Genomic DNA, 26,414 nt, shown 5'->3' on the forward strand with positions numbered 1-26,414 from the left:
GACGCAGGCGTTTGTTGCATTGCACTCTTGCGGGCAAGGCAAGGGAATCAGTTCCCTCCGTCGAAAGGGCATCATGCCCATTTCGCAGCGACGCCAGGCCGGATACCAGTTCCGGTCATCGCAAATGCATTAATGTTCCGGGGTTTTTCATGCACCAGTACGATCTGATTGTTGTCGGTAGCGGTCCGGCGGGAAGACGCGCCGCCATCCAGGCTGCCAAGCTGGAAAAAAGAGTTCTGGTCGTGGAAAAAGGCACCCGCGTTGGCGGTGTCTCGGTACACACCGGCACCATCCCCTCCAAGACGCTGCGCGAAACCGCGCTGAACCTGACGGGCTGGCGCGAGCGCGGCTTTTACGGCCGCTCCTACCGCGTCAAACAGGAAATCGATGCCGAAGACCTGCGACGCCGCCTGCTGATAACACTCGACCACGAAGTCGAGGTTCTCGAACACCAGTTCGCCCGCAACCGCGTACAGCACATTCGCGGCACGGCAAGCTTCATCGACGCCAACACGCTGAAGGTCGTGAAGAACGATGGCGAAATCCTGAGCGTCACCGGCACCTCCATCCTGCTGACGATCGGCACCCGGCCCTACCGGCCGCCGCACATTCCCTTCGATGGCGAGGCCGTGATCGATTCCGACGAAATTCTCGAAATCAAGGAACTGCCGCGCTCGATGATCGTGGTTGGCGCAGGCGTCATCGGCATCGAATATGCAACCATCTTCAGCGCGCTCGACACCCAGGTAACGGTGATCGAACCGCGCGAAACCATGCTGGAATTCATCGACAAGGAAATCGTCGAGGACTTCACCTACCAGCTTCGTGATCGCAACATGAAGTTGATCTTCGGCCAGAAGGCTGAAAAGGTCGAGCGAGACGAGAGCGGCAAGTGCCTGGTATCGCTTGGCAATGGCCGCGTTCTCAAAGCCGAGACCGTGCTGTTTGCCGCCGGCCGCGTCGGCGCGACCGATACGCTGAACCTTGCCGCCTGCGGACTGGAAGCCGATAGCCGTGGCCGTCTGAAGGTCGATCCCGTGACCTTCCAGACCTCCGTTCCGAACATCTATGCCGCCGGCGATATCATCGGCTTCCCAAGCCTTGCATCGACCTCGATGGAACAGGGCCGTATCGCCGCCCGCCACGCGGTTGGTGCGCCAGCTGGCGAACCGCCGCAGTTCTTCCCCTATGGCATCTACGCCGTACCGGAAATTTCCACCTGCGGCCTGACGGAAGAAGAAGTTCTCGAGCGCGGCATTCCCTATGAATGCGGCATCGCGCATTTCCGCGAAACGTCACGCGGTCACATCATGGGTCTCGACAGCGGCTTGCTGAAGATGATCTTTTCGTTGAAGACCCGCCGCCTGCTCGGCGTCCACATCGTTGGCGAAGGCGCGACCGAACTGGTGCATATCGGCCAGGCCGTGCTGAACCTCAAAGGCACGGTGGAGTATTTCGTCGAAAACACCTTCAACTATCCAACCCTTGCCGAAGCCTACAAGATTGCCGGCCTGGATGCCTGGAACCGCATGGGTGAAAAGAAGGAATAGGCCGCGCTATCGCCGGTCCTTATTTGCAGCCGTTACCCCGGACGTGATCCGGGGTGACAGACCCATCACGTCGTCCAAGCACTCACCACTTGATGCTGTAACGGGCGTTCACGCCGGGACGGAAACTGTCCTCGAAGCCCTGATTGAGCGTGCCGCTGACGGTCAGATGATCGCCAAGCTTCTGTTCGACGGCAACGCCGGTCGAGAACTCATCGAAACTGTTGCGGCTGGCTCCTGTCAGCACGAAGGCCGTGCCGGTCTCCGAGCGCGTCAGGCGCAGGGATTGCGAGACATCGAGACCGCTCCACTGCTGCGCGGAGCCATCATAGCGAACAGTGAAATTGCGATTGGCTTCGATATCCAGCTCTGGCGTGACGATACGCTTTTGCGACGATGTCATCGTCAGCGCACTGGAGCCGGTCAGGGCATTGAACATGACTGCCACGTCGCGGGCAAGTGACACCCCCGGCAGGTTTGTCGAAGCAATCGACATGTTGCCCCAGAACCGCACAGGCGTATCCGTCACCTGCCCTTTCCTCGAGGCATTCATACCCATTTCGAGCCCGGCGCGAATGGGCGTATCGGTCGGCAGCTTTGCCCCAAGCCGCGCCGAATAAGACCGGCTGGAATTCTTGACCGGCTTCCAGATCAGGCCGGCATCGTCAGCGTAAACTGTGCTTGCGGCAAAAAGGCTTGCAACGAAAGGCAGGCAAAAAACGAAAATTGGCGTCCGTGACGGCATATCTTGTTCCCAGGCCATTTAAGGGCGCACCGGTGCGATCCGGTTTGCACGGTAAAAGTCGAGTCCAACGAGATTGTCGGCGATGAGGGCCACCCCCTTGGGATGGCCTTGCATTTCCCTTGATGGCAGCGCGAAGCAACCGGGAAATCATGCTTCGCATTCTGCCAGATGAACGGGAGATGAACAAGCGCACATGCAGCAAAAATTATATGCGCCGCATTAAAGGCACAAATCGTGACCGTATCGCCACGCCCGTGTCCGGTGCTGGCTATACAGTCAGGTCCAAAAGATCGAAAAAAACCGGCTAAACCTAGGCGTAGGTAAAAACGAATGACGGGCTCTGCTGAACACGCTCCATCACACTCTCCGCGCCGGAAAGTTGCGCAAGCGGAATGAAGAAGATCACGTCCGGTAGATTGCGGGCATCGCCAGGGGTGATTTGCAGCATGCCGTTTCGCTGAAAGATAAGGCCGATCTTTTCGGCATCATCATAGCTGGCCGAAAATTGCACATTATCCTGCACCAGTTCGAAATGATCTTCACCGAAGCGCGCCTCGCCCCGCACACTGTCCCGCCCCTTGAAAATCCGTTTTTCGAGGGCTTTGACGACAGCGTTGCGCGAAACTTTACGTGTGGCGCCCAACTGGTTCATGCCGCGCTTGATGCGCCAGTCACTGAACTTGAAGAGAACACCAAACACCATCAGAACCACCACGCCGATCTGCATCCACGGCGCTTTGTTTACCCAGATGCCAGCGATCATCGTCGGAATAAGCACGACGACCGAAAGCATCCTGAGCTTTCTCCAGAGCCCTGTCTTGTCATCGACGACCTGTGCGGACGCCCCACGCATATCCTGCATCACAGCCAAAACATCCTGGCGCTGCAGTGTAAAACTGCCCCTGCCGATCACCTCATCGTGTCTCATGGGATTCCCGCTACCATCGCAGCTTGTGGCTGCGTTCATTACAATCACAGGAGGGATTTAGAGGATCTGGTGTGGGGCTTGTAGGGCGAAATCATACCAGTGAGCGTTTAGATGACGCTACCGTTCCGGGGTTCTAAGGGCCCGCTTCCAAAACAAAAAGGCCGCAGCTTTCGCCACGGCCTTTCGTTTGTTCAGCGTATGCTGAAGAAGATTATTCGGCGTCGCCTTCAGCGGCCTTCTTCTTGGCCGGAGCCTTCTTCTTTGGAGCGGCTTCTTCGCCTTCAGCAGCGTCGTCAGCCTTGGCAGCAGCCTTTTTCTTGGCCGGAGCCTTCTTCTTGGTTTCGGTCGCTTCTTCAGCGTCGTCAGCCAGCAGCTCTTCCTTGGAAACGGTCTTGTCCGTTACCGAGATTTCGCCGAGCAGCTTGTCGATGACCTTTTCTTCGAAGATCGGAGCGCGCAGCGAAGCGGAAGCGCCAGGCGTGTTGCGGAAGAAATCGAGGATTTCCTTCTGCTGGCCAGGGAACTGCTGAAGCTGCTGGAACAGGGCGCGCTGCATTTCTTCTTCGGTCACTTCGACGCCGGCCTTTTCGCCGATTTCGGAGAGAACGAGGCCGAGGCGAACGCGGCGTTCAGCCAGCTTGCGGTATTCTTCGCGAGCTTCTTCTTCGGTGGTGTCTTCGTCAGCAAAAGTCTTGCCGGACTGTGCGAGATCGGTGTTGATCTGGCGCCAGATGTTGTCGAACTCGGCGTCTACGAGACCAGCCGGCGTGTCGAACTTGTACATCTCGTCGAGCTGGTCGAGGATCTGACGCTTGACCTTCTGGCGGGTGACGTTGCCGTACTGGCTTTCGATCTGACCCTTGACGATTTCCTTGAGCTTTTCAGCAGACTCGAGACCAAGCTTGGAAGCAAGTTCGTCGTTGATTTCAACGGCGCCAGCAGCAGCAACTTCCTTGACGGTGATGTCGAAGGCAGCTTCCTTGCCAGCAAGGTTTGCAGCCGGGTAATCAGCCGGGAACGTTACGGTGATGGTCTTTTCGTCGCCAGCCTTGACGCCAACGAGCTGGTCTTCGAAGCCAGGAATGAAACGGCCCGAACCGAGAACCAGTTCTGCGTCTTCAGCAGCGCCACCGTCAAAAGCAACGCCGTCGACCTTGCCGAGGTAGTTCATGGTGACGCGGTCGCCTTCAGCGGCCTTGCCCTTCTTGGTTTCGTAAGTGCGTGCGCTTTCAGCGATCTTGAGGATCTGCTCGTTGATTTCGTCTTCGGAGACTTCAACAACTTCGCGGGTAACCTTGATGCCGTCGTTGGCTTTCAGTTCAATCGCAGGAATAATTTCGTAAGCCAGCGTGAATTCGAAATCGGCTTCGCCTGCAATGATCTTGTCGGCTTCTTTTTCGTCTTCGGTCATGGCGATTGCCGGCTGCGTTGCAGACTTTTCACCACGGCTGGAGAGAATTTCAGTCGGCTTCTCGCGAACCAGTTCGTTGACAAGCTCGACCATGATCGACTTGCCGTACATCTTCTTGAGGTGACCAACCGGTACCTTGCCCGGACGGAAACCGTTGATGCGAACCTTGTCCTTGGCGTCAACCAGGCGCTCATCCAGACGAGCCTTCATGTCGGCAGCCGGGATAACGACCTTGAGTTCGCGCTTCAGCCCTTCAGAGAGCGTTTCGATAACCTGCATTTTCTCAAACCTTCACAATCATGGCGGCGGTGCTCAGACAGCCGTTGGTTTACTTTCGAGCACTGCGCCGGAAACATGGATACCGGCCGTGACTTCAATTCTCATTGCACAAACAGCGCCGGACACCTGATATGTGCTTGGGTTCGGGAAATAATGAGCGGTATCTCGCGAACCGTCAGACCTCCCGCGCAGCAAAATGCGCCGGACCGGACCTGACGCCCCGCCCTGCTCGACCGAAACCGGATGTCCTGAGGACATCACGCCGTTCCAGCCTGCATCTCGCCGACCCATGCCTATACCGGCATACTCTGGCGCAAGCGTGGCACCGCCAAGCTTTGCTTGTGGTGCGGGTAGAGAGACTCGAACTCCCACGCCGAAGCGTTGGTACCTAAAACCAATGCGTCTACCAATTCCGCCATACCCGCACGTTGGGCGGCGGTATGTCACAATGTTCAGGAAGGGTCAAGCGCGGGTTTCCGGCCTCATCCGTTTCCAACGAATTTTCCCGCCCGGACGAGCCGACTTCACGTCCAAAAGCCCGCAAATGATGGTTATCGGCCCAAAGGGCCAACTACGCGAAGTTCGCAACACTATATATAAGGAGCGCGCTGAAACCAGGGAAATGATGCATGACGCTCGCCATGCGTCAGTGGCATCGCGGGAATCATGTCGCCTCGGACCCGCCACCTTCTCAAAAACATACCGATTTTTAACCCTCTCCCGCGACGGATCATCAGTTGATTGGCTGGCAGGCAGCCCAAAACGCCACAATCGGGTGAAAGCCTCAATTTTGGTCACAAATTGAGCACGGAAATGCCTGAAACGGCCGAATACGCCCACTGCCTTGCAAATGGTGCATAGGTGGCATCTTGCTTTGTCTGTTTTTGTTTCGATTAAAACGATTATATCTACGGCCATACAAGAGATCGAAGTTCAGCGCAGGCCACATCCTCCCAAGACAGGCCGCGGACTGGACACCACGAAAAGGAAGATGACCATGAACATTGCACGCTCGCTCACCAACTGGCGCAAGTACCGTCAGACCGTAACCGAACTCGGCCGCATGACCGACCGCGAACTGAACGACCTCGGCATTGGCCGCCAGGACATCCGTCGCGTCGCTCGCACCGCAGTCGGCATGTAATATAAAGTGTCGCCATAACTGGCGACGCGCAGAATTGACCTCCCAAAAAGGCCAGAGGCTTCCCGCCTCCGGCCTTTTCTGTTTTTTGGCGCATCACACTGCACGCGCATGATGCAAACGGCATCCCAGACCTTGCGCAATCGGCAGAGCTCAAGCCACCGCAAGCCTTCATCCAGACAGCTTCCGCACCAGGGATTCCCGTCGCTTTTCGCTCTGAAACGCAGCAAAAGCGGGTTCATGAACCCTACCCCGCGCCTGACCGCCTATGACGCGGGCATTTTCGCTCAAAAAACGCGCATATGGCCCCTGCAGCCGCAAAATTAGCCGACACATTGCACAAATGCATGGCAGTCGCTTAAAATCTGCACTCCAAAACATGGCTGATTGCCTCTATATAAGCCTCAACAGCCGAGAGCGCAGAACAACTTCTGAGCCGGCCGCGAAATTCAGACAACACACCAACACAACTTAGATTGAGGAAAAGAACGATGAACCCGATTCGCATTGCAAAAAACTGGATCAGCTACCGCCGCACGATGAACGAGCTCGGCAGCCTCTCCAACCAGGCTCTGAACGACATTGGCCTGACCCGTTACGACATCCGTAACGTTGCTTCCCGTTCGTTCCGCTAATCAGCGTCAAGGGTCATCCCGCTGCCCGACCTCCAGGGCGCGATGACTGAGCGACAGGTAAAAGAAACGGCGCCTCTGGCGCCGTTTTTGATTCTGGGGACAGAACGCGGTTCCGGGTCATTTCTTCCGTTATATCGTTTCCTCGGCATCGAGGCGTATCCCGCAATCAAAGACTTGATCGCACCGGTGTCAGGCGCAATGCCCGAATGAAGATCACGCATGGAGTCACGCGCACCCTCACCGCTTTTTTCTTCCGCCTCTTCCTATGAGCGCCAGCCAAAGCGCGCCGCGAAAACATTTGGCGGCAACGCGCTTGCATGCTACTGCATCGGCACGAAGACGCATCCCTGAGGATTGCGCGAAACACTCACTTTAAAAAACTGCCGCGTCATGGAGGCTCATGCTTCCCGGCGGCATATGGGTTGACGATGCAAGACAAGACTTATTCCCCCATTCACGTCGTTGGTGGCGGACTGGCCGGCTCAGAAGCCGCATGGCAGATCGCACAGAGCGGCGTCCCCGTCATTTTGCACGAGATGCGCGGTGTACGCGGCACGGACGCACACAAGGGCGATACGCTGGCTGAACTCGTCTGCTCGAACTCTTTCCGCTCCGACGACGCGACTGCAAATGCCGTTGGCGTCATTCACGCCGAAATGCGTCTTGCCGGCTCGCTGATCATGGCCTGCGCCGACAAACACCAGGTTCCGGCCGGTGGCGCACTGGCCGTCGATCGCGACGGTTTTTCGCAGGCAGTGACGGACATGCTGGAAAGTCACCCTTTGGTGACGATCGTGCGCGAAGAGGTCAACGGCCTGCCGCCAAAGGAATGGGGCAACACCATCATTGCGACCGGCCCGCTGACATCGCCCGATCTCGCCGCCGCCATTCAGTCGCAAACCGGTGAAGATGCGCTTGCATTTTTCGATGCCATTGCGCCGATCGTTCACCGCGACAGCATCAACATGGATATATGCTGGTACCAGTCGCGCTACGACAAGGTCGGCCCAGGCGGCACCGGCAAGGACTACATCAACTGCCCGATGAATGAAGAGCAATACAATGCCTTCATCGACGCGCTGGTCGAAGGCGATACGGTCGGCTTCAAGGAATGGGAAGGCACACCCTACTTCGATGGCTGCCTGCCAATCGAGATCATGGCCGAGCGCGGCCGCGAAACCCTGCGTCACGGCCCGATGAAGCCGATGGGGCTGACCAACTCCCACAACCCCACCGTCAAGGCTTACGCTGTCGTACAGCTTCGTCAGGACAATGCGCTTGGCACGCTCTACAATATGGTCGGCTTCCAGACGAAGCTGAAATACGGTGCGCAGGCGGATATTTTCCGCATGATCCCCGGCCTTGAAAACGCGGAATTTGCGCGTCTCGGTGGCCTGCACCGCAACACCTATATCGACTCCCCGATTTTGCTCGATCCGTATCTCAGACTGAAATCGCGTCCGGACATCCGTTTTGCCGGCCAGATTACCGGTTGCGAGGGTTATGTCGAAAGCGCCTCGGTCGGCCTCCTGGCCGGTCGTTTCGCCGCTGCCGAGCGAAAGGGTGAGGAACTGAGCCCGCCGCCTGCGACCAGCGCGCTTGGCGCGCTTCTCAACCACATCACCGGAGGACACCTGTCCTCCACCGATGAGCCGGGCAAGCGCTCCTTCCAGCCGATGAACATCAATTTTGGCCTGTTTCCCGAACTCGCACCGGGCTCCATCGTCAAACCGGAAGGCGTCAAGCGCTTCCGTGGCAAGGACAAGACCATCATGAAGCGCCAGCTTATTGCCGCACGCGCCCTCAAGGATTGCGCCGGATGGCTGGGCGTTGAAACTGCCGCCGACGAACAGGAAAACGTCGCAGCCTCGTAAGTTTCACGACGGCACAATCTTTTAAAAACAGGCGGGGTGCGTTTCCCACGCACCCCGTTTTGATTCCACAAACCGTATTTTTACGCCTGTGGCCCTTGTCGCTCCCGGCAGGCTCAGGCAAAAAACGTTTCAAATCACATAGGCAATCCCAAGGAGATCACCGATGGATGTTCGCGCCGCTGTTGCCATTCAGGCAGGCAAACCACTGGAAGTCATGACCGTTCAGCTCGAAGGACCGCGTGCGGGCGAAGTGCTGATCGAGGTCAAGGCCACGGGCATCTGCCACACCGACGACTTCACGTTGTCCGGCGCTGACCCGGAAGGCCTGTTCCCGGCCATTCTCGGCCATGAGGGTGCCGGTATCGTCGTGGATATTGGCCCAGGCGTCACCTCGGTCAAGAAGGGCGACCACGTTATCCCGCTCTACACGCCGGAATGCCGCGAGTGCTATTCCTGCACCTCGCGCAAGACCAACCTCTGCACCTCCATCCGTTCGACGCAGGGCCAGGGCGTGATGCCTGACGGCACCAGCCGCTTCTCGATCGGCAAGGACAAGATCCATCACTACATGGGCTGCTCGACCTTCTCGAACTTCACCGTTCTGCCGGAGATCGCCCTTGCCAAGATCAACCCCGACGCTCCGTTCGACAAGGTTTGCTACATCGGCTGCGGTGTCACCACGGGTATCGGTGCCGTCATCAACACCGCAAAGGTCGAAATTGGCTCGACGGCCATCGTTTTCGGTCTTGGCGGCATTGGCCTCAACGTGCTGCAGGGCCTGCGTCTTGCCGGTGCCGACATGATCATCGGCGTCGACATCAACCCCGAGCGCAAGGCCTGGGGCGAAAAGTTCGGCATGACGCACTTCGTTAACCCGAAGGAAGTCGGCGACGACATCGTGCCCTATCTGGTCAACATGACCAAGCGTAACGGCGACCTGATCGGCGGCGCGGATTACACCTTCGATTGCACGGGTAACACCAAGGTCATGCGTCAGGCGCTGGAAGCCTCGCACCGTGGCTGGGGCAAGTCTGTCATCATCGGCGTTGCAGGCGCTGGCCAGGAAATCTCCACCCGTCCGTTCCAGCTCGTGACCGGCCGTAACTGGATGGGCACGGCCTTCGGTGGCGCACGTGGCCGTACCGACGTTCCGAAGATCGTCGACTGGTACATGGAAGGCAAGATCCAGATCGATCCGATGATTACCCACACAATGCCGCTCGAAGACATCAACAAGGGCTTCGAACTGATGCACAAGGGTGAATCGATCCGCGGCGTCGTCGTCTACTGATCGTCACAATCCGACCCGAACTGGCAGGCGGCGCATCTTTCGCGCCTCCTGTCCACCGATCATAAAAATGTGATCGCACAACTCGCCGTTCAACCTCGGCATTTAACGGCCCGGTAAAATTATCGTCATAAAGCGTTGAATACGCGGCACGGTTGAAACTGCTTTCGGCCCGGCGAGACGAAACCCCGGAGAACAGACGCTGAAGACCGTTCCCATCGACAAGGATAACATCGACGCAGCCCACGCGCTGCTGGTCAAAGGTTTTCCGGAAAAAACGGCCTCCTTCTGGCGCGAAGGCCTGACCCGCGTCAGCGCCCATCACGAGCGCCGCAATCTCGGCAGTATCGGCCAGCTTCTGATGAAGAAGGAAGAGGCAGTCGGCGTTCTCCTGACACTCAAAAGCCGCCTGCCCGGCAGCGAGCGCCCGGTTGTCAACCTCTCGAGCTGGTATCTCGATCCATCCTGCCGCTGGTTTGCTCCGCGTATGCTGCAACTGGCATCCGCATCGGCGGATGAAACCTACACCGATCTAACACCCTCGCCCGAGGCCGCCACGCTCAATGAAAGGCTGGGGTTTACAACGGCCACGGATGTCACGCTATTCTATCCGCTGCCCCTCAAGGCCCTTCGCCCATCAGAGGCGGCAGTCGTCGACATGAGGACGGTGCCGCAGGATGCCTTTTCCCTAGATATAACGCAGATGCTGGAAGACCACCGCCGCCTAGGCTGCATTCTGGCTGCCCTTCGTGTTGATAACAGCTATCACCCACTGGTCTTTTTGAAGACAACCACCAAGCGATTGCCCTCCGCTCGGCTGATCTATTGCGACAACCGCCATCTGGCCCAGAAAAACCTTGGCGCCATTGCCCGTTTCCTTCTGAAGCATGGGCGGATTGCCATGACCATGCCATGCCCGCAAGAGGACAAGAACAGTGGCGGCTTTGCTTTGCACAAGACTGCGACGACACAAGTAAAAGGCGAGTGGAACGCTCGCCTTGTTAACGAAACATATTCAGAATTGGTGTTATTACCACTCTAGGACGTAGTCGCGACGTGGCTTTTATCTCGATAAGAGTCAAAGATCGTTGCGGTCTCGAAATTGAGACAGACCATTTAAATCGCCTGCCGGTGTTGCGCAGACAAGAGTGAATCCCGACTTACATGAGGTAACGACGGGAAATCGGAGACTTGATATGCTTGCAGCGAAATTGAACGAGCGCGATGTTGCGGAAACGATTTACGACTATCTCGCACAACGTTTTCCAGCATCTGCGCCCTTCAGCGCCGATACCCCGCTTCTCGAAGGTGGTGTGATCGATTCTCTCGGTTTCCTGGAACTCATGGTGTTTCTGGGCGAGACGTTTGGCATCCTGCTTGAGGATGAACATTTCACCCCTGACAACCTCGGCACGCCCGCAGAACTCATCGCTTTCGTCGTGCGGGAAAAGAGATGAAACCATCCTACCTCCTGCATCATCTGCTGGACGCGCAAGCGGACAATGACCGCCAGGCGCTTGCCCACAATGGAAAATCGCTGACGTACCGCGAATTTGCCTTGGCAACGGCGCGCTGTGCGGCAGCGCTGCGGGAGAAGGGATTGCAGCGCGGCGACCGTGTGGTCGTCTTCTTGCCACGCGGCCTTGAGGAATGCTGGTCGATCTTCGGTGTCAGCGCCGCCTCCGGCGTCTTCGTCCCGGTCAATGCGTTGCTGAAGGCTCCTCAAATCCGCCATATCGTGCAGGATTGCGGCGCAAAACTCGTTATCGGCAGCACCGAGATGCGTGCGGAACTGGACGCCGCCCTGACAGGGCTTTCGGATGTCACGGTTCTTCTGGCTGAAGAGATCGACGCCCGTCAGGATCTCGGCACAAAACCCTCTGCCGCAATTGGCGAGGACCTTGCCGCAATCCTCTATACATCGGGCTCAACCGGTTCGCCCAAGGGCGTCATGCTTTCGCACCGGAACCTTCTGGCTGGTGCGCGCATCGTACGCACCTATCTGGAAATCACCGAAAGAGATCGTATCCTTTCGATCCTGCCTTTCAGCTTCGACTATGGCCTGAACCAGCTGCTTACCGCGGTGGAACAGGGCGCGGTCACGGTGATCTCGACGTTCAGACTGGGCGACGATATCGTCAAGGCATTGCGTGACAACGAGATTACTGCACTTGCAGGCGTGCCGACCGTGTGGGCGATCCTGACGCGTGCCGCACCGCTTCTTGCCAAAACGCCGCTGCCGCATCTGCGTTACGTCACCAATTCCGGCGGGCGTGTTCCCTCCGAAACCGTCAAGGCACTGCGGGACAAGCTGCCCGACACGAAAATCTTCCTGATGTATGGTCTGACCGAAGCATTCCGGTCCACTTACCTGCCACCGGAAGAAATCGACATCCGCCCGACCTCCATCGGCAAGGCCATTCCGGAATGCGAGATCTTCATTGTCACCGCCGAAGGACAACGCGCAAAACCCGGTGAACCCGGAATTCTCGTTCATCGCGGCCCGACGGTATCCATGGGATACTGGAACCGGCCGGAAGACACCGCCAAGGTGCTGCGACCTCACCCCTTCATTCCCGTCACCCAGGGCGGCGAAACGGTATGTTACTCCGGCGATCTGGCGATTGAAGACGAAGACGGCTTTTTCAGTTTCGTTGCCCGCAATGACGCGATGATCAAATCATCCGGTTATCGCATCAGCCCGACCGAGGTGGAAGAAAGCCTGATGTCGACAGGTCTCTTCCATCAGGTTGCGGTGATTGGCCTACCAGACCCCTTCGCGGGGGAAAAGGTGCATGCCGTGGCAACAGCAGCCAACCAGAACATCGATGTTTCCGCGGCACTCAGAAAAGCTGCGGAAATGCTCGCCCCCTTCATGATCCCGCGCGCCATTGAACTGGTCGATCAGCTTCCGGTGACAGCAAACGGCAAGGTCGATTATCGCGCCTTGGTGCGCGAACGGACAGACAAATAGACGGTACGATGGCGCCCACGGACAAGACTGCAAACCACGGCCCGGACATTGCTTCCGCATGGTTCGAGGTAAAGGGAAACGATCTTTTTGCCAGTGGCGTGCCGATTGGCGACATCGTTGCCAGGACCGGAACACCCGCCTTCATCTACGACGCCGCTGTCATGCGCCGGACCTATGCTGATCTGCAGGCGGCGCTGAACGGGTTTGCCGACATCTATTATTCGGTCAAAGCCAACCCGCTGCCAGCCGTCATCGCGCTATTTCATGGCCAGGGTGCTGGTGCCGAGATCGCGTCGATCGGCGAATATCACGCTGCACTGAAGGCTGGAGTCCCGCCTCAACACATCATCTTTGCCGGTCCCGGCAAACGTGAAAGCGAGTTGCGTGCCGTGATCGATGGCGGCATCGGCGAGATACACGTCGAGAGCGCTGAAGAAATCGCCCGCCTCAAGGCCATCGGCAAGCCGGTCAAGGTTTCGATCCGCATCAACCCGGTGCCGGATGCGCAGGCCGGTGCCATGCGTATGGGCGGCAAGGCGACCGCTTTCGGTTTCGATGAGGAAGAACTCGAAACCATTCTGCCGCTTTTCAATACAGCGCCGAATGTCGATCTCGTCGGCATCCACGTTTATGGCGGCACGCAGATTCTCGATGCGGACGCACTTGTCTCCCAGTGGAGACATGCTGTCACGCTCGGCGGCCGCGTTGCGGCCATGCTCGGCAAACCGCTTGAAACAATTGATCTCGGCGGCGGATTGGGCATCCCCTATTTCACCGGGGAGACGCCGCTTGACCTCAGCGTTGTCGCGTCTGCGATTGCCGATCTCAAAGCCATGCTTGCCGGCGATCCGAACCTTGCGGCGACACGGGTGATTGTCGAACCCGGCCGTTATCTGGTTGGACCGGCGGGCATTTATGTCTGCGAGATCAATTCGGTGAAAGTCTCGCGCGGTACCACATTCCTTGTCACCGATGGTGGCATGCATCATCATCTGGCTGCATCGGGCAATCTCGGCCAGATCGTCAAGCGCAATTATCCCATCGTGGCTCCAGCCAGGATGCGCGAGACATGCGATGAAACCGCAACTGTCGTCGGCCCGCTCTGCACCCCGCTCGACACCCTCGCCCGCAACGCCGCCCTGCCAAAACTGAAGGCTGGCGACCTAGTCGCTTTCCTGCAATCGGGCGCCTATGGCGCCAGCGCAAGCCCTGCTGGCTTCCTCAGCCACCCCCATGCGACGGAAGTTCTGGTGGACAATGGCGCGTTTGAGGCGATCGAGCGTTAGTCGACACAAGCTAGTAATGACCGAAGAGAGATAGGCTACGGAAAGATACCGAGCTTATTCACAGACCAACAGCGAGAAGACAAAAAGCTTCCGCTTATCGCCCCTGCAACAATCTGTCCCCGACGGCAAATCGGGATTTCAGCAGGCATTCCGCATATTCCGCCTCTGCCTCGGAATCGAAGACAATGCCGCCGCCGACATTGAAGGTGGCGTTGCCATCTTCAAACAGCGTCATGGTGCGGATTGCCACGGAGAACCGCATCTCTCCACTCGGAGACATGACGCCAATCGCGCCGCAATAGACGTCTCGGGGTGTCTGCTCCAGATCATGCAGGATCTTCATGGCCCACATTTTCGGAGCGCCGGTAACCGAACCACAGGGAAACAGCGCCGAGAAAATATCTTCGACCGTCATGTCTGGCAGGAGTTTTGCCCGCACATGGCTGACCATCTGATGCACGGTGGGATAGGTCTCGATTTCGAACAGCTTCGGAACATCCAGACTGCCGACTTCGGTAATCCGGGAAATGTCGTTGCGCAGCAGATCGACGATCATGCGGTTTTCGGCCAGCGTCTTTTCGTCCTCAAGCATCGCCGCGATGATCGCCCTGTCTTCCGCTTCCGATGCTCCGCGCGGGGTCGTGCCCTTCATCGGGTGCGTTTCGATCCATCCCTCTCCATCGACCGAGAAGAACAGTTCAGGCGAACGGGACAGGACGACGGGGCCGCCGAGATCGACCAGGGCACCGTATTTGACCGGTTGCCGCTCGATCAACGACCAGAAGGCGGTCAGGGGATCACCGGACCAGCGTGCATGTACCGGCATTGTCAGATTGCCCTGATAACAATCGCCTTTGCGCAGATGCATGTGCAGACGGTCGAACCGCTCGCGATATTCGGAAAGCGTCCAGGCCGGGCGTGGATCGGAAAGTAACGCGTCCGCCGCTGGTATGTTCACCGGACGGTCGAATCGGCTATCGTTTTCGTGTGGCCCGGAAAACACCCCGAACAGGAGAAGCGGCACCTTGCGATCCGTCTGGGCAAAAGTCGTAAGTTTGGGCTCAAATAGGTAGCCGGCTTCATAAGATATGTAACCGGCAAGATACTTTCCGCTCTTTCTGAGCGTTTCCATGCGCTGCAGCGCTGCAAAAAACGCCTCTGGCTCGTCCGCAAAAATGATCTCTTCCGGTTCGGTGAACGCCGTCACCGTACCGGTGGAATCATCCCGGAAAAGAACATAAGGCGCGTTTGCCAAGCCAGGGCGTCCGAACTGCAGCGATGGGGAGCGAAGGGTCAGACCGGATCGATGTCGCCTCTCGCCCACATTTCTATGGTTTCCGCATAGAAATCGGCAAAGCGGCCTTCTTCGATCGACTTGCGAATACCCTGCATCAGCTCCTGATAATAGGCAAGATTGTGCCAGGAGAGCAGCATGCCGCCCAGCGCTTCGTTGGCGCGCACCAGATGGTGCAGGTAAGCGCGGGAATAGTCGCGCGAGGCCGGGCAATTGGACTGCTCGTCCAGCGGGCGCATGTCTTCGGCATGGCGGGCATTGCGGATGTTGACCTTGCCGCGACGGGTAAATGCCAGACCGTGACGACCCGACCGGGTCGGCATCACGCAGTCGAACATGTCGATGCCGCGTGCCACCGACTTCAGAATATCATCAGGCGTGCCGACCCCCATCAGGTAACGCGGCTTTTCGCTCGGCAGAACCGGCAGCGTGATATCGAGCATGCCAAGCATCACGTCCTGCGGCTCGCCAACGGCGAGACCGCCAACAGCATAACCCTTGAGGTCAAGCTGCTTCAGACCTTCGGCGGAGCGAATGCGCAGATCCGGCTGGTCGCCACCCTGCACGATGCCGAACATCGCCTTGCCCGGCTGCTCACCGAAGGCAACGCGGCAGCGTTCGGCCCAGCGCAGCGACATTTCCATGGCGCGTTCGATTTCCTTGCGCTCGGCCGGCAGCGCAATGCATTCGTCGAGCTGCATCTGGATATCGGAATCCAGCAGGCCCTGAATTTCAATGGAACGTTCCGGTGACATGTGGTGCAGCGAGCCATCGACGTGGCTTTTGAAGGTCACGCCCTTCTCGTCGAGCTTGCGCAGACCGGACAGCGACATGACCTGGAAACCGCCGGAATCGGTCAGGATCGGATGCGGCCAGCGGATCAGCTCATGCAGACCGCCAAGCCGCGCCACGCGCTCCGGGCCGGGACGCAGCATCAGGTGATAGGTATTGCCGAGAATGATGTCGGCGCCAAGCTCGCGCACCTGGTCCAGATACATGGCCTTGACGGTACCGACAGTACCGACCGGCATGAAGGCCGGCGTGCGGATGACACCGCGCGGCATCGCCACTTCGCCGAGGCGGGCGCCGCCACTGGTTGCTTTCAGGGTGAAGGTAAAGTTCTCGTGCATCAGTTTTTCCGGAACAGCAGGCTGGAATCGCCATAGGAATAGAAACGGTAGCCGGTTTCGATGGCATGGGCATAGGCCGCCCGCATCGTTTCCAACCCGCTAAAGGCCGAAACCAGCATGAACAGCGTGGATTTCGGCAGGTGAAAATTCGTCATCAGGATATCGACCGCCCTGAAGCGATAACCCGGCGTGATGAAGATGCCGGTTGCGGCAGACCACGGCTTGATCTGACCGTCTTCGGCCGCCGCACTTTCGATCAGGCGAAGCGAGGTCGTGCCGACACAGATGATGCGCCCGCCCCTCGCCTTCACGGCATTGAGCTTGTCGGCCGTCTCCTGCGAGACGTAACCGATCTCCAGATGCATCTTGTGATCGTCGGTGTCGTCAGCCTTGACCGGCAGGAACGTGCCCGCACCAACGTGCAGCGTCACGAAATGCCGTTCGATACCGGCCTTGTCGAGCGCCTCGAACAATGCAGGCGTAAAATGAAGACCAGCCGTCGGCGCGGCAACCGCGCCTTTTTCACGGGCATAGATGGTCTGGTAATCGGTCTGGTCCTGCGCGTCTTCGGGCCGTTTGGCGGCGATGTAAGGCGGCAGCGGAATATGGCCGACGGAGGCAATCGCTTCATCGAGGACCGGGCCCGATACGTCGAACAACAGGGTGATTTCACCCTCGTCGCCCTTTTCCTCAACAGTCGCCTCAAGGAAGGCCAGACCGCAGGCATTGTCGCGCTCATAACCAAAGCGGATGCGATCGCCCTGCTTGATGCGCTTGCCCGGACGGGCAAACGCCTTCCAGCGGCTGGCATCGGCACGCATGTGCAGCGTTGCGGAAACCGGTGTTTCCTGCGCGCCTTCACGCAGCCGCACACCTTCAAGCTGGGCGGGAATGACGCGTGTGTCATTGAACACCAGCGCATCGCCGGGCTTCAGAAATGACGGCAGATCGAACACATTGTGATCCGTCATGCGGTCCGTATTCGGATCAACCACGAGCAGGCGCGCACTGTCGCGCGGATTGGCCGGGCGAAGGGCAATATTTTCCTCGGGAAGATCAAAATCGAAAAGGTCTACGCGCATGATGGTGCTCTTGAAGTTCAAAAACCTGTCCGGCAGTCGCCGCCGCTGCATCACGCCAACGTCGGAACCGATTGTCCGAAAGCGCGATGCCAGGATTTAACAAGTGAGAGCGCCGTGCATCCCAGCGGATGCACGGCGCCCTAAGCGGTCAAACGTCTATATCCTGAGCTCAGGCTGCGGATGCAAGACGGATGGAAACGATGGAGTCGGGATCTTTCACCGGCTCGCCGCGCTTTACCTTGTCGATGGATTCCATGCCTTCAATGACCTGGCCCCAGACGGTGTACTGCTTGTTCAGCCATGGTGCGTCGGTGAAGCAGATGAAGAACTGCGAGTTTGCAGAGTTCGGGCTCTGCGAACGAGCCATCGAGCAGGTGCCGCGAACGTGCGGAACTGCGGAGAACTCAGCCTTCAGGTCCGGCTTGTCGGAGCCGCCCATGCCGGCACGCGCCGGGTTGAAGCTCTCGGAACCCTTCTTGCCGAACTTGACGTCGCCGGTCTGGGCCATGAAGTCTTCGATGACGCGGTGGAACACGACGCCGTCATAAGCACCTTCGGAAACCAGTTCCTTGATGCGGGCAACGTGACCCGGAGCAACGTCCGGAAGCAACTGGATGACGACCTTGCCAGCCGTCGTTTCCACGATGAGGGTGTTTTCCGGATCTTTGATCTCGGCCATGATATCTCTCCTTACTTATTTCCGACGGTGACTTTGATCATCCGGTCGGGGTTGGAAACTTCGCCATTGCCGCCTTGACCACGCTTGATCTTATCGACGGCTTCCATGCCGGATACGACCTTGCCGACGACGGTGTACTGACCGTTGAGGAAAGCGCCTTCGGCAAACATGATGAAGAATTGCGAATTGGCGGAATTCGGGTCCTGCGAACGGGCCATACCGACGGTGCCGCGCTCAAACGGAACCTTGGAAAACTCGGCCTTGATATCCGGCAGATCGGAGCCGCCGGTGCCGGCGCGCTGGGCACTAAAGCCCTTTTCCATATTGCCGAACTGCACGTCGCCGGTCTGCGCCATGAAACCGTCGATGACGCGGTGGAAGGCAACGTTGTCGTAAGCGCCCTTCTTTGCCAGCGCCTCGATCTGCGCCACATGCTTCGGCGCAACATCAGGCATCAGCTCGATAACAACCGGGCCGTCCTTGAGCTGAATGGTCAGCGTTTCGGCAGCGGAGGCGAGCGTGCTGGCGGTGAGTGCGCCGACAAACATGGTGCCTGCAAAGGCAAACTTCAGCAGTTTCATTGAATTGGCTCCCAGATATGACACTGAAACTAACGTTTCAGCTTGCTGTTAAGGGCTTTGAGCACGGCTTTCGGAACGAAGGCTTCCACATTGCCGCCCATCGCGGCGATCTGGCGGACCAATGTGGCCGTAATGGGTCGCGACGACGAACCGGCAGGCAGGAATACGGTCTGAATGTCCGGCGCCATCTGGCGGTTCATGCCGGCCATCTGCATTTCGTAATCGAGGTCGGTGCCATCGCGCAGGCCGCGCAGCAAAAGCCGCGCGCCATGCTGGCGGGCAGCATCGACGACAAGATTGTCAAAGGAGACGACGTCCATCCGGGCCGCCTCGTTGGGAAGGCTTTCGGCAAGCGCCTGCTTGATCAATGCGGCCCGCTCGTCGAACGAGAACATCGGCGCCTTGCCAGGGTGAACACCGACGGCAACGATCACCTTCGATGCAACGTTCAACGCCTGGATCAACACATCCAGATGTCCGTTGGTCATCGGATCGAACGATCCGGGATAAAAGGCAATCGTCATATCGCTCTCGATACTTCGCCGGGACTGGCGCCGATACACGGCATTGTTGAGCCGCCTTTTGTCACGGCAAGCGGCGCGGCGCAAGACATTTGCCGTTTTCGCCCACCCCATCAGCGCCCTGAACGGCATATGAATGGCGTGTTCAGGGGCGTTTCAGAGCCATTCATTTAAATCAGCAGCATCGGGAAACCGAAAGGCACTTTCGCTCGTTGAGCACCTGGAGAAACAAACATGCTGGCTTTCATGATCGTTCTATCGATCGTCACGTCATTCGCAGCCGAGTACCTTTTTCTCGATTGACGTAAGGAGCCGGTTTTCTGAACGCCAGATGAACAAGCCATTCAAGGAAGTTTCAGAGGCGCGATGCTAATCGATTTTTATGATTGACGCGGAACATGCATGGACATGGCGCGTTCGGATCAAATGAACAAGGAATGGACAGATGTTTGTAAAAGAAAAACAGTCTACCTCGGCGAAAATCAGCGTCATCAGCACCGCCTGGACAATGCTGGTCATCGCGATGGTGGCAACAACGTTTAGCCTTTATGAACAGAAGGCCGAACATCAGGGCCCGGAATATCCGCAACTCACCGCCCGCTATCAGTACATGAACTACTACTGATAATTGAGGCTCAATCCCCCGTCTAAGAAAACGGAGACATGCCATGACCACAGTACTGACAGCGCTTCTTGCCCTCATCAGCCTTATGTTCGTGGCTTCCATGGTCTCTGCCGTCGCAGAAATGCGGCGTGAAGGCGAGGATTTGAAAGAAGCCATGAAGCGCAACCGGGTCTTCTGACGAGAACCTGAGCGCGACAGCAACGTGATTCTTATTCGACCGTCCGGATTTCCGGGCGGTTATGTTTTGTCATCGGCAGCAGCGCCGGCCAACCCTGCCTCCGAATGCGAGCAATGCCCCTGCCTCCTGATCTCAGCCACCGATCGATGCGCACCTGCATACCGAAAAACCCATTCATGCCAATGGCTTGGTGAATTCGGGTTTATATTCGACAGCGAAATAACGACGCTGGAAGCGCTCACAAGCAGCAAGAAACGATGCGACGGCTGCGCCGGCAGCCGCCTTTTGCCGGGAGAACGACAGCGCTTGCCGGGTGAGATCACAGAACCGTTTTTGCCAAACCCCGTTTTTCCAAGGGAAATTCCCTTCAATTTCCGTTTGGATTGTTTTAAGGAACCCCGATACGGTGCAGCCGGCTATGAACGCCGCTGCGGCCATGCCCGGTGTTTTCGCGTCGCTTTGACCAGCACGCTTGGCGCCTGAGTGGCAAACGATGTTCTTTTGAGGTTTGCATAACGATGCTCGATTCCCTGAGAAATGCTTCTCGAACCATGGCAGCAAAGCTGCTGCTTCTCCTGCTTGTTGTTTCTTTCGGCATCTGGGGTGTCTCCGCATCGCTTGTCACGTCGAATTCCCACGCGGTGGTGACCGTTGGCGACCAGACGGTTGGCCCGGAGGAATTCCGTCTCGCTTACCAGCGGCAGATTTCCGACCTGAGCCGCCAGTTCGGCACACGTCTGACGACCGAACAGGCCAAGGCCTTCGGCATTGACCGTCAGGTCTTCAGCCAGCTGGCCGCAGGCGCGGCTCTGGACGAACTGGCCTCGAAGATGAACCTCGGCCTGTCCGAAGACCGGCTTGCCAACCTCATCGCCGAAGACCCCGCCTTCAAGTCGGTCAACGGCCAGTTTGACCGCAATCTGTTCAGCGAGCGTCTGCGCAACTCCGGTTTCCGCGAGGATGATTACATCAAGGAGCGCAGCAAGGTTGCGGTTCGTAGCCAGATCGTCGAAGCCGTGTCCGATGGCTTCAAGGCGCCGCAGGTCCTGGTGGACGCGCTCAAGCAATATCGCCACGAACAGCGTTCGGTGGATTATGTGATCCTCTCCAACGCCGTCATTCCTCCGGTCAAGGCACCGGGCGACGACGTGCTGACGCCGTGGTTCGAAACCAACAAGTCGAAATATCGCGCTCCGGAATTCCGCAAATTCACCTATGTTAAGCTTGAGCCATCGGATATTGCCGATCCGACCGCGATCACCGACGCCCAGATCACCGAATATTACGACAGCCACAAGGACAGCTTCCGCACCGCCGGTCGCCGCACCGTCGAGCAGCTCACCTTCCCGAACAAGGAAATGGCCGAAGCTGCCGCAGAGCAGATCCGCCTTGGCAACACCACCTATGACCAGGTCGTCAAGGATCAGGGCAAAACGGCGTCTGACGTGATGCTCGGCGAATTCACCCGCGACACCGTTCCTGATCCGGCGCTGGCCGATGCGGTCTTTGCCGTTCAGAAGGATGGCGGCGTAACGCGGGTCGTCGAAGGTGCATTTGGTCCGGTCGTTCTGCGCGTTACCGGCATCACGCCGGAAACGACCAAGACGCTGGATGAATCGAAAGAGGAAATCCGCAAGGATCTCGCAACCGCTGCCGCGGCTGAAGAAATCACCAACGTTCATGACCGTTACGAAGACCTGCGCGCAGGCGGCTCCTCGCTTGCCGACGCCGCCAAGGAACTGAACCTCAAGCCCGTCACCATCGCTGCCGCCGATGCCTCCGGCCTCGACGAAAAGGGCGACACCATTCAGGGTCTGCCCTCCCCGCAGCTCGTTTCTGACGTGTTCAAGACCGAGCCAGGTACAGAAGCGCTGCCGATCAACCTTGGTCGCGAAGGCTACATTTGGTTCGACGTCGATGAAATCATCGCAGCCCGCGACCGCACGCTGGCCGAAGTCCGTGACGATGTCGTCGCCGACTGGACGGCAGAGCAGCAGCGCACGGCACTTGCCGCCAAGGCGGACGAGCTGAAGGCACGCGTCGAAAAGAGCGAAACGCTGGAAACCATTGCTGGCGAACTCGGCCTTGCCGTCGAGCAGAAGTCGGGCCTGCGCCGCAACGGCGAGGACGCGATCTTCGGTCAGCAGACGATCGCCGCTGTATTCTCCGGTGGCGACGGCATGGTCGGCGCAGCCGCGGATGCTGATGGCTCCAGCCGCATTCTCTTCAAGGTCACATCCGTCGACGCCAATGCACCGGCAGATGCGCTGACCAACGATGACCAGCAGTTGACGGCCATTGCCTCGGCAGCCGGCGACGACATGCTCGACCAGATGGTCAACCGTCTGCAGAACGATTATGGTGTCACCATCAATCAGCCCCTCGCCGATCAGGCGATGGTCGGCTTCTAAGCGGGAGGCTTGAACACATGGCCGAACTGAAGCCGCTGATTGCCAAGGTCGCCAACGGGGAAAGCCTCAACCGCGAAGAATCGCGAGCGGCTTTCGACATCCTGATGTCCGGTGAGGCCACCCCGTCGCAGATCGGCGCATTTCTGATGGCGCTGCGCGTTCGCGGTGAAACGGTCGACGAAATCGTCGGCGCGGTGTCATCGATGCGGGCGCGCATGTTGCCAGTCAAGGCGCCTGCGGACGCCATCGATATCGTCGGCACGGGCGGCGACGGCATCGGCACCTACAACATCTCGACCCTGGCTTCGATCATTGTTGCCGGCACGGGCGTACCGGTGGCAAAGCACGGCAACCGGGCGCTGAGCTCAAAATCCGGTACGGCCGATGCGCTTTCCGCGCTCGGCGTGAAGCTCGATATCGGCCCTGACATGATTGCACGCTGCATTGCCGAAGCCGGTCTCGGCTTCATGTTTGCGCAGCTGCACCACTCGGCCATGCGCCATGTCGGTCCGACCCGCGTCGAGCTTGGCACACGCACGGTGTTCAACCTGCTCGGCCCGCTGTCCAACCCGGCAGGCGCAAAACGCCAGCTGCTCGGCGTCTTCTCGCTCCGTTGGCTGGTGCCGCTGGCCGAAGTGCTGCGTGACCTCGGTTCGGAAAGCATCTGGGTTGTCCACGGCGATGGCATGGATGAAGTGACCACCACAGGCGTCACCCATGTTGCAGCACTGGAAAACGGCAAGATCCGCACCTTTGATCTGACGCCGAAGGATTTCGGTGTCGACGTAGCGAAAATGGACGACCTAAAGGGCGGCGACGGCATTGCCAACGCGGCTGCCCTGCGCGAAGTTCTCTCCGGCAAGCGCAACGCCTATCGCGACGTTTCGCTCTGCAACGCTGCCGCATCGCTGGTGATCGCCGGCAAGGCGGAAACGCTTGGCGATGCCATGAAGATCGCATCCGCTGCACTCGATGACGGCAAGGCTGCCGCCGCACTCGACCGCCTGGTCGCCGTTTCCAACGAGGAATGAGAGCCGCACCATGAGCGACATTCTGAAGAAGATCGAAGCTTACAAGCTGGAAGAAATCGCCGCCGCCAAGGCAAAGGTTCCGGTTGCGGAACTGAAGGCGATGGCCGCAGACCAGACCGCACCACGCGGTTTTTACAAGGCGTTGCGGGCAAAGCAGGCGGAAGGCAAGTTCGGGCTGATTGCCGAGATCAAGAAGGCAAGCCCGTCCAAGGGCCTGATCCGTCCGGACTTCAATCCGCCGGCGCTCGCCGCAGCCTATGAAGCTGGTGGCGCTGCCTGTCTCTCCGTCCTGACCGATACGCCAAGCTTTCAGGGTGCACCGGAATTCCTGACCGCGGCACGCAATGCCTGCGCGTTGCCGGCACTGCGCAAGGATTTCATGTTCGACACCTACCAGGTGCATGAAGCCCGCGCCTGGGGCGCCGACTGCATTCTGCTGATCATGGCCTCGCTGTCGGACGATGACGCGAAACGCCTTGAAGACGAAGCGCTCGCGCTCGGCATGGATGTGCTGGTGGAAGTGCACGACGCCGAGGAGACCGAACGGGCACTGAAGCTGTCCTCACCCCTGCTTGGCATCAACAACCGCAATCTGCGGACCTTCGAGGTCAGCCTCGAAACCAGCGAGAAGCTGGCCGGTCTCGTGCCCGCCGACAAGCTTTTGGTGGGTGAAAGCGGCATCTTCACCTTCGAGGATTGCAAGCGTCTCGAAAAGAGCGGCATCAGCACCTTCCTGGTTGGCGAAAGCCTGATGCGCAAGGACGACGTGACGGCGGCAACCGTGGCGTTGCTGACAGGCAAGACCGGCGTTCTGGCCGCAGAATGAGCGGCGACGGCAAGCTGACCCATATCGATGCGTCCGGCGAGGCGCATATGGTCGACGTTGGCGACAAGGCCGAAACGGTCCGTGTCGCCATCGCCGAAGGTTTCGTAAAAATGAAGCCGGAAACACTTGCCCTGATCCGTGAAGGCAACGCCAAGAAAGGTGATGTCATTGGTACGGCAAGGCTGGCCGGCATCATGGCTGCCAAACAGACCGCAAGTCTCATACCGTTGTGCCACCCGCTGATGTTGACCAAGGTGGCGGTAGACATCACCGAAGACAGCGCCCTGCCCGGCCTGCGCGTCGAGGCGATGGCGAAGCTGACGGGAAAAACCGGCGTAGAGATGGAGGCGCTGACTGCCGTCTCCGTCGCCTGCCTGACGATCTATGACATGGCGAAAGCCGCCGACAAGGCGATGGAAATCATCAACATTCGCCTCGTTGAAAAAAGCGGCGGAAAATCCGGCGATTTCTGGCGCGAGGAACCCTGATGAAACCGCTGCTGCCCGTTGACGATGCCAAGGCCCGCCTTCTGGATGCGGCGGCTCCCGTTACGGAAAGCGAGTTGCTGCCGCTGTCGGTGTGCGACGGTCGGGTTCTGGCTGCCGATCTGCCTGCCCTTCTCACCCAGCCACCTTTCGATGCGTCGGCCATGGACGGTTATGCGCTCAGCGCCGCTGATACCCCGGCCATCGGCTCCGTTCTGACCGTCATTGGCCAGGCTGCCGCCGGACATGCATTTGAGGGAACGCTCGGCCATGGCGAAGCCGTCCGCATCTTCACCGGCGCGCCCGTGCCGAAAGGTGCAGACGCCATTCTCATTCAGGAAGACGCCGACCGTCTCGACGAGAACAGGATTCGAACGACGTTCGAAGTCAGGGTCGGACAGCATATTCGCCCGCGCGGGCAGGATTTTGCCGAAGGTGAAACCGTTCTTGCAGCCGGGCGTCAGCTCGATTTCACCGCATTGACGGTTGCGGCGGCAATGAACCACGCGAAACTTGCCGTCTACCGCAAGCCGCTGATCGCCATCCTCGCCACCGGCGACGAACTGTTGCCGCCCGGAAGCAGCCCGAACCCGGCTCAGATCATCGCCTCGAACACATTCGGTGTCTCGGCCCTTGCCAAAAATGCAGGCGCGGACGTTCTCGATCTCGGCATCATTCCTGACGACGATACCTTGATCCGTGCGGCAATCAGCAAGGCAATCGCCGCAAAGGCGGATGTTCTCGTGACACTTGGCGGCGCATCTGTCGGCGACCATGATCTTGTGCAGGCCGCCTTGAAGGCCGAAGGCATGCAGCTCGATTTCTGGCGCATTGCCATGCGGCCCGGAAAGCCGTTGATGGTTGGGGCGATCGGCGACATGCAGGTTCTCGGCCTGCCGGGAAATCCCGTGGCAAGCCTTGTCTGCAGCCTGCTGTTCCTGGAGCCGCTGGTCCGCAAGATCGCCCGTCTTGCCCCCATGCCGCGAATGGGCGTCGCGACGACCGCAACCGCGCTCAAGGCAAACGATCACCGTCAGGACTATGTTCGCGCCCGGCTGATCGTCGATGATGGACAGGAAACAGTTGCCGAAGCCTACACCAAGCAGGATTCGTCGATGATGAAGATCCTCGCTCATTCCGACTGCCTGATCGTTCGTCCACCCAATGCGCCTGAACTTGCGGCAGGTTCACAATGCCCTATCATTCGCTTCCGGGCCCAGAACGTCTGAAACATTCCGACGATGTCACCTGCCTGCGACAGTAACGCCGGTGAAATTTCCCAATAATATCGTTTAAAATATCATCGGCGCAAAGAACACTCTGTTGTATGCGGTCGTTCCGGTGTAAGTGGGCGCTCCCACCGCAAAGCTTCGTCCACGGCAAGACTTGCATTGTTGAACAATTGCAACCGGACGACCTGCCGGACGGCACGATCAAGAAAAACGACCAAAGAACGAAAAGAA

General features: G+C 58.5%; 26 protein-coding genes and 1 tRNA gene. 16 read left to right on the forward strand and 11 right to left on the reverse strand.

Annotated features, from left to right (window positions below):
• Nucleotides 1-149: 149 nt before the first annotated feature.
• Nucleotides 150-1,550, forward strand: coding sequence for a Si-specific NAD(P)(+) transhydrogenase (gene sthA, locus HWX89_RS18585; protein WP_138793157.1), 1,401 nt, complete (start codon nucleotides 150-152; stop codon nucleotides 1,548-1,550).
• Nucleotides 1,551-1,632: 82 nt separating this feature from the next.
• On the opposite strand, the gene HWX89_RS18590 is transcribed toward sthA, so the two are convergent.
• From HWX89_RS18590 to HWX89_RS18605, 4 genes are all read right to left on the reverse strand, one after another.
• Nucleotides 1,633-2,292 carry a hypothetical protein gene (locus HWX89_RS18590; RefSeq protein WP_138793158.1) on the reverse strand — a complete coding sequence of 220 codons (660 nt, stop codon included), beginning with the start codon at nucleotides 2,290-2,292 and terminating at the stop codon, nucleotides 1,633-1,635.
• 310 nt (nucleotides 2,293-2,602) lie between these two features.
• A complete protein-coding gene (locus tag HWX89_RS18595) occupies nucleotides 2,603-3,220 on the reverse strand; it encodes a hypothetical protein (RefSeq protein ID WP_138793159.1) in 618 nt (205 codons plus the stop codon).
• 211 nt (nucleotides 3,221-3,431) lie between these two features.
• On the reverse strand, nucleotides 3,432-4,910 hold the full coding sequence (gene tig, locus HWX89_RS18600) for a trigger factor (protein ID WP_138793160.1): 1,479 nt from the start codon (nucleotides 4,908-4,910) through the stop codon (nucleotides 3,432-3,434).
• A gap of 342 nt (nucleotides 4,911-5,252) precedes the next feature.
• Nucleotides 5,253-5,335, reverse strand: a tRNA-Leu gene (locus tag HWX89_RS18605).
• Between the two features lie 572 nt (nucleotides 5,336-5,907).
• On the opposite strand from HWX89_RS18605, the gene HWX89_RS18610 reads away from it, so the two are divergent.
• The 8 genes from HWX89_RS18610 (at nucleotide 5,908) to HWX89_RS18645 (ending at nucleotide 14,108) form a co-directional block, all read left to right on the forward strand.
• A complete protein-coding gene (locus HWX89_RS18610; RefSeq protein ID WP_178340833.1) occupies nucleotides 5,908-6,054 on the forward strand; it encodes a DUF1127 domain-containing protein in 147 nt (48 codons plus the stop codon).
• 488 nt (nucleotides 6,055-6,542) lie between these two features.
• Nucleotides 6,543-6,686: a DUF1127 domain-containing protein gene (locus tag HWX89_RS18615; protein ID WP_138793161.1), complete on the forward strand. Its 144-nt coding sequence runs from the start codon at nucleotides 6,543-6,545 to the stop codon at nucleotides 6,684-6,686.
• A 428-nt stretch (nucleotides 6,687-7,114) separates the two neighbouring features.
• Nucleotides 7,115-8,560, forward strand: coding sequence for a methylenetetrahydrofolate--tRNA-(uracil(54)-C(5))-methyltransferase (FADH(2)-oxidizing) TrmFO (trmFO, locus tag HWX89_RS18620; RefSeq protein WP_138793162.1), 1,446 nt, complete (start codon nucleotides 7,115-7,117; stop codon nucleotides 8,558-8,560).
• 163 nt (nucleotides 8,561-8,723) lie between these two features.
• The gene (locus HWX89_RS18625) at nucleotides 8,724-9,851 is read left to right on the forward strand and encodes an S-(hydroxymethyl)glutathione dehydrogenase/class III alcohol dehydrogenase (RefSeq protein WP_138793163.1); all 1,128 of its coding nucleotides are present in this window, start codon (nucleotides 8,724-8,726) and stop codon (nucleotides 9,849-9,851) included.
• Between the two features lie 358 nt (nucleotides 9,852-10,209).
• Entirely contained in the window at nucleotides 10,210-10,890 is a 681-nt protein-coding gene (locus tag HWX89_RS18630) for a hypothetical protein (RefSeq protein WP_246705215.1), read from the forward strand.
• Between the two features lie 154 nt (nucleotides 10,891-11,044).
• On the forward strand, nucleotides 11,045-11,305 hold the full coding sequence (locus tag HWX89_RS18635) for an acyl carrier protein (protein ID WP_138793165.1): 261 nt from the start codon (nucleotides 11,045-11,047) through the stop codon (nucleotides 11,303-11,305).
• Nucleotides 11,302-12,822, forward strand: coding sequence for an AMP-binding protein (locus HWX89_RS18640; protein WP_138793166.1), 1,521 nt, complete (start codon nucleotides 11,302-11,304; stop codon nucleotides 12,820-12,822). Before HWX89_RS18635 ends, HWX89_RS18640 begins: the two co-directional genes overlap by 4 nt.
• 8 nt (nucleotides 12,823-12,830) lie before the next feature.
• Complete coding sequence (locus tag HWX89_RS18645; protein ID WP_178340834.1) at nucleotides 12,831-14,108, forward strand: type III PLP-dependent enzyme; 1,278 nt, start codon at nucleotides 12,831-12,833, stop codon at nucleotides 14,106-14,108.
• A gap of 94 nt (nucleotides 14,109-14,202) precedes the next feature.
• Here the strand turns inward: HWX89_RS18645 and HWX89_RS18650 are convergent, their stop codons facing one another.
• The 6 genes from HWX89_RS18650 to coaD all read right to left on the reverse strand — a co-directional run bounded on the left by HWX89_RS18650 (nucleotide 14,203) and on the right by coaD (nucleotide 19,398).
• Nucleotides 14,203-15,363, reverse strand: coding sequence for an aminodeoxychorismate synthase component I (locus HWX89_RS18650; RefSeq protein WP_138793167.1), 1,161 nt, complete (start codon nucleotides 15,361-15,363; stop codon nucleotides 14,203-14,205).
• A gap of 38 nt (nucleotides 15,364-15,401) precedes the next feature.
• Entirely contained in the window at nucleotides 15,402-16,532 is a 1,131-nt protein-coding gene (gene tgt / locus HWX89_RS18655) for a tRNA guanosine(34) transglycosylase Tgt (protein ID WP_138793168.1), read from the reverse strand.
• A complete protein-coding gene (queA, locus tag HWX89_RS18660) occupies nucleotides 16,532-17,614 on the reverse strand; it encodes a tRNA preQ1(34) S-adenosylmethionine ribosyltransferase-isomerase QueA (protein ID WP_138793169.1) in 1,083 nt (360 codons plus the stop codon). The genes tgt and queA overlap by 1 nt, the downstream gene beginning before the upstream one ends.
• 169 nt (nucleotides 17,615-17,783) lie before the next feature.
• Nucleotides 17,784-18,293: a peptidylprolyl isomerase gene (locus HWX89_RS18665; protein WP_138793170.1), complete on the reverse strand. Its 510-nt coding sequence runs from the start codon at nucleotides 18,291-18,293 to the stop codon at nucleotides 17,784-17,786.
• A gap of 11 nt (nucleotides 18,294-18,304) precedes the next feature.
• The gene (locus tag HWX89_RS18670) at nucleotides 18,305-18,874 is read right to left on the reverse strand and encodes a peptidylprolyl isomerase (protein ID WP_138793171.1); all 570 of its coding nucleotides are present in this window, start codon (nucleotides 18,872-18,874) and stop codon (nucleotides 18,305-18,307) included.
• A 29-nt stretch (nucleotides 18,875-18,903) separates the two neighbouring features.
• On the reverse strand, nucleotides 18,904-19,398 hold the full coding sequence (gene coaD, locus HWX89_RS18675; protein WP_178340835.1) for a pantetheine-phosphate adenylyltransferase: 495 nt from the start codon (nucleotides 19,396-19,398) through the stop codon (nucleotides 18,904-18,906).
• Nucleotides 19,399-19,840: 442 nt separating this feature from the next.
• Here coaD and HWX89_RS18680 point away from each other — a divergent pair, with 442 nt between their 5' ends.
• Both HWX89_RS18680 and HWX89_RS26475 read left to right on the forward strand, forming a co-directional pair.
• A complete protein-coding gene (locus tag HWX89_RS18680) occupies nucleotides 19,841-20,020 on the forward strand; it encodes a hypothetical protein (RefSeq protein WP_138793173.1) in 180 nt (59 codons plus the stop codon).
• Nucleotides 20,021-20,063: 43 nt separating this feature from the next.
• Nucleotides 20,064-20,198 (forward strand): hypothetical protein, encoded by a 135-nt coding sequence (locus HWX89_RS26475; protein ID WP_262522595.1) that lies wholly within the window; start codon nucleotides 20,064-20,066, stop codon nucleotides 20,196-20,198.
• Nucleotides 20,199-20,372: 174 nt separating this feature from the next.
• Here the strand turns inward: HWX89_RS26475 and HWX89_RS18685 are convergent, their stop codons facing one another.
• Complete coding sequence (locus HWX89_RS18685) at nucleotides 20,373-20,759, reverse strand: hypothetical protein (RefSeq protein ID WP_178340803.1); 387 nt, start codon at nucleotides 20,757-20,759, stop codon at nucleotides 20,373-20,375.
• Here HWX89_RS18685 and HWX89_RS18690 point away from each other — a divergent pair.
• From HWX89_RS18690 to HWX89_RS18710, 5 genes are read left to right on the forward strand one after another with little or no spacing between them, the layout of a single operon-like run.
• Complete coding sequence (locus HWX89_RS18690) at nucleotides 20,717-22,609, forward strand: peptidylprolyl isomerase (protein ID WP_138793175.1); 1,893 nt, start codon at nucleotides 20,717-20,719, stop codon at nucleotides 22,607-22,609. The genes HWX89_RS18685 and HWX89_RS18690 overlap by 43 nt on opposite strands.
• A gap of 17 nt (nucleotides 22,610-22,626) precedes the next feature.
• Entirely contained in the window at nucleotides 22,627-23,640 is a 1,014-nt protein-coding gene (trpD, locus tag HWX89_RS18695; RefSeq protein WP_138793176.1) for an anthranilate phosphoribosyltransferase, read from the forward strand.
• Nucleotides 23,641-23,650: 10 nt separating this feature from the next.
• Complete coding sequence (trpC, locus tag HWX89_RS18700) at nucleotides 23,651-24,466, forward strand: indole-3-glycerol phosphate synthase TrpC (RefSeq protein WP_138793177.1); 816 nt, start codon at nucleotides 23,651-23,653, stop codon at nucleotides 24,464-24,466.
• The gene (moaC, locus tag HWX89_RS18705; RefSeq protein WP_138793178.1) at nucleotides 24,463-24,954 is read left to right on the forward strand and encodes a cyclic pyranopterin monophosphate synthase MoaC; all 492 of its coding nucleotides are present in this window, start codon (nucleotides 24,463-24,465) and stop codon (nucleotides 24,952-24,954) included. The genes trpC and moaC overlap by 4 nt, the downstream gene beginning before the upstream one ends.
• Complete coding sequence (locus HWX89_RS18710; protein WP_138793179.1) at nucleotides 24,954-26,180, forward strand: molybdopterin molybdotransferase MoeA; 1,227 nt, start codon at nucleotides 24,954-24,956, stop codon at nucleotides 26,178-26,180. Before moaC ends, HWX89_RS18710 begins: the two co-directional genes overlap by 1 nt.
• Nucleotides 26,181-26,414: the final 234 nt, after the last annotated feature.

The organism is Rhizobium sp. RM, from assembly GCF_013390595.1.
GTDB lineage: Bacteria > Pseudomonadota > Alphaproteobacteria > Rhizobiales > Rhizobiaceae > Agrobacterium.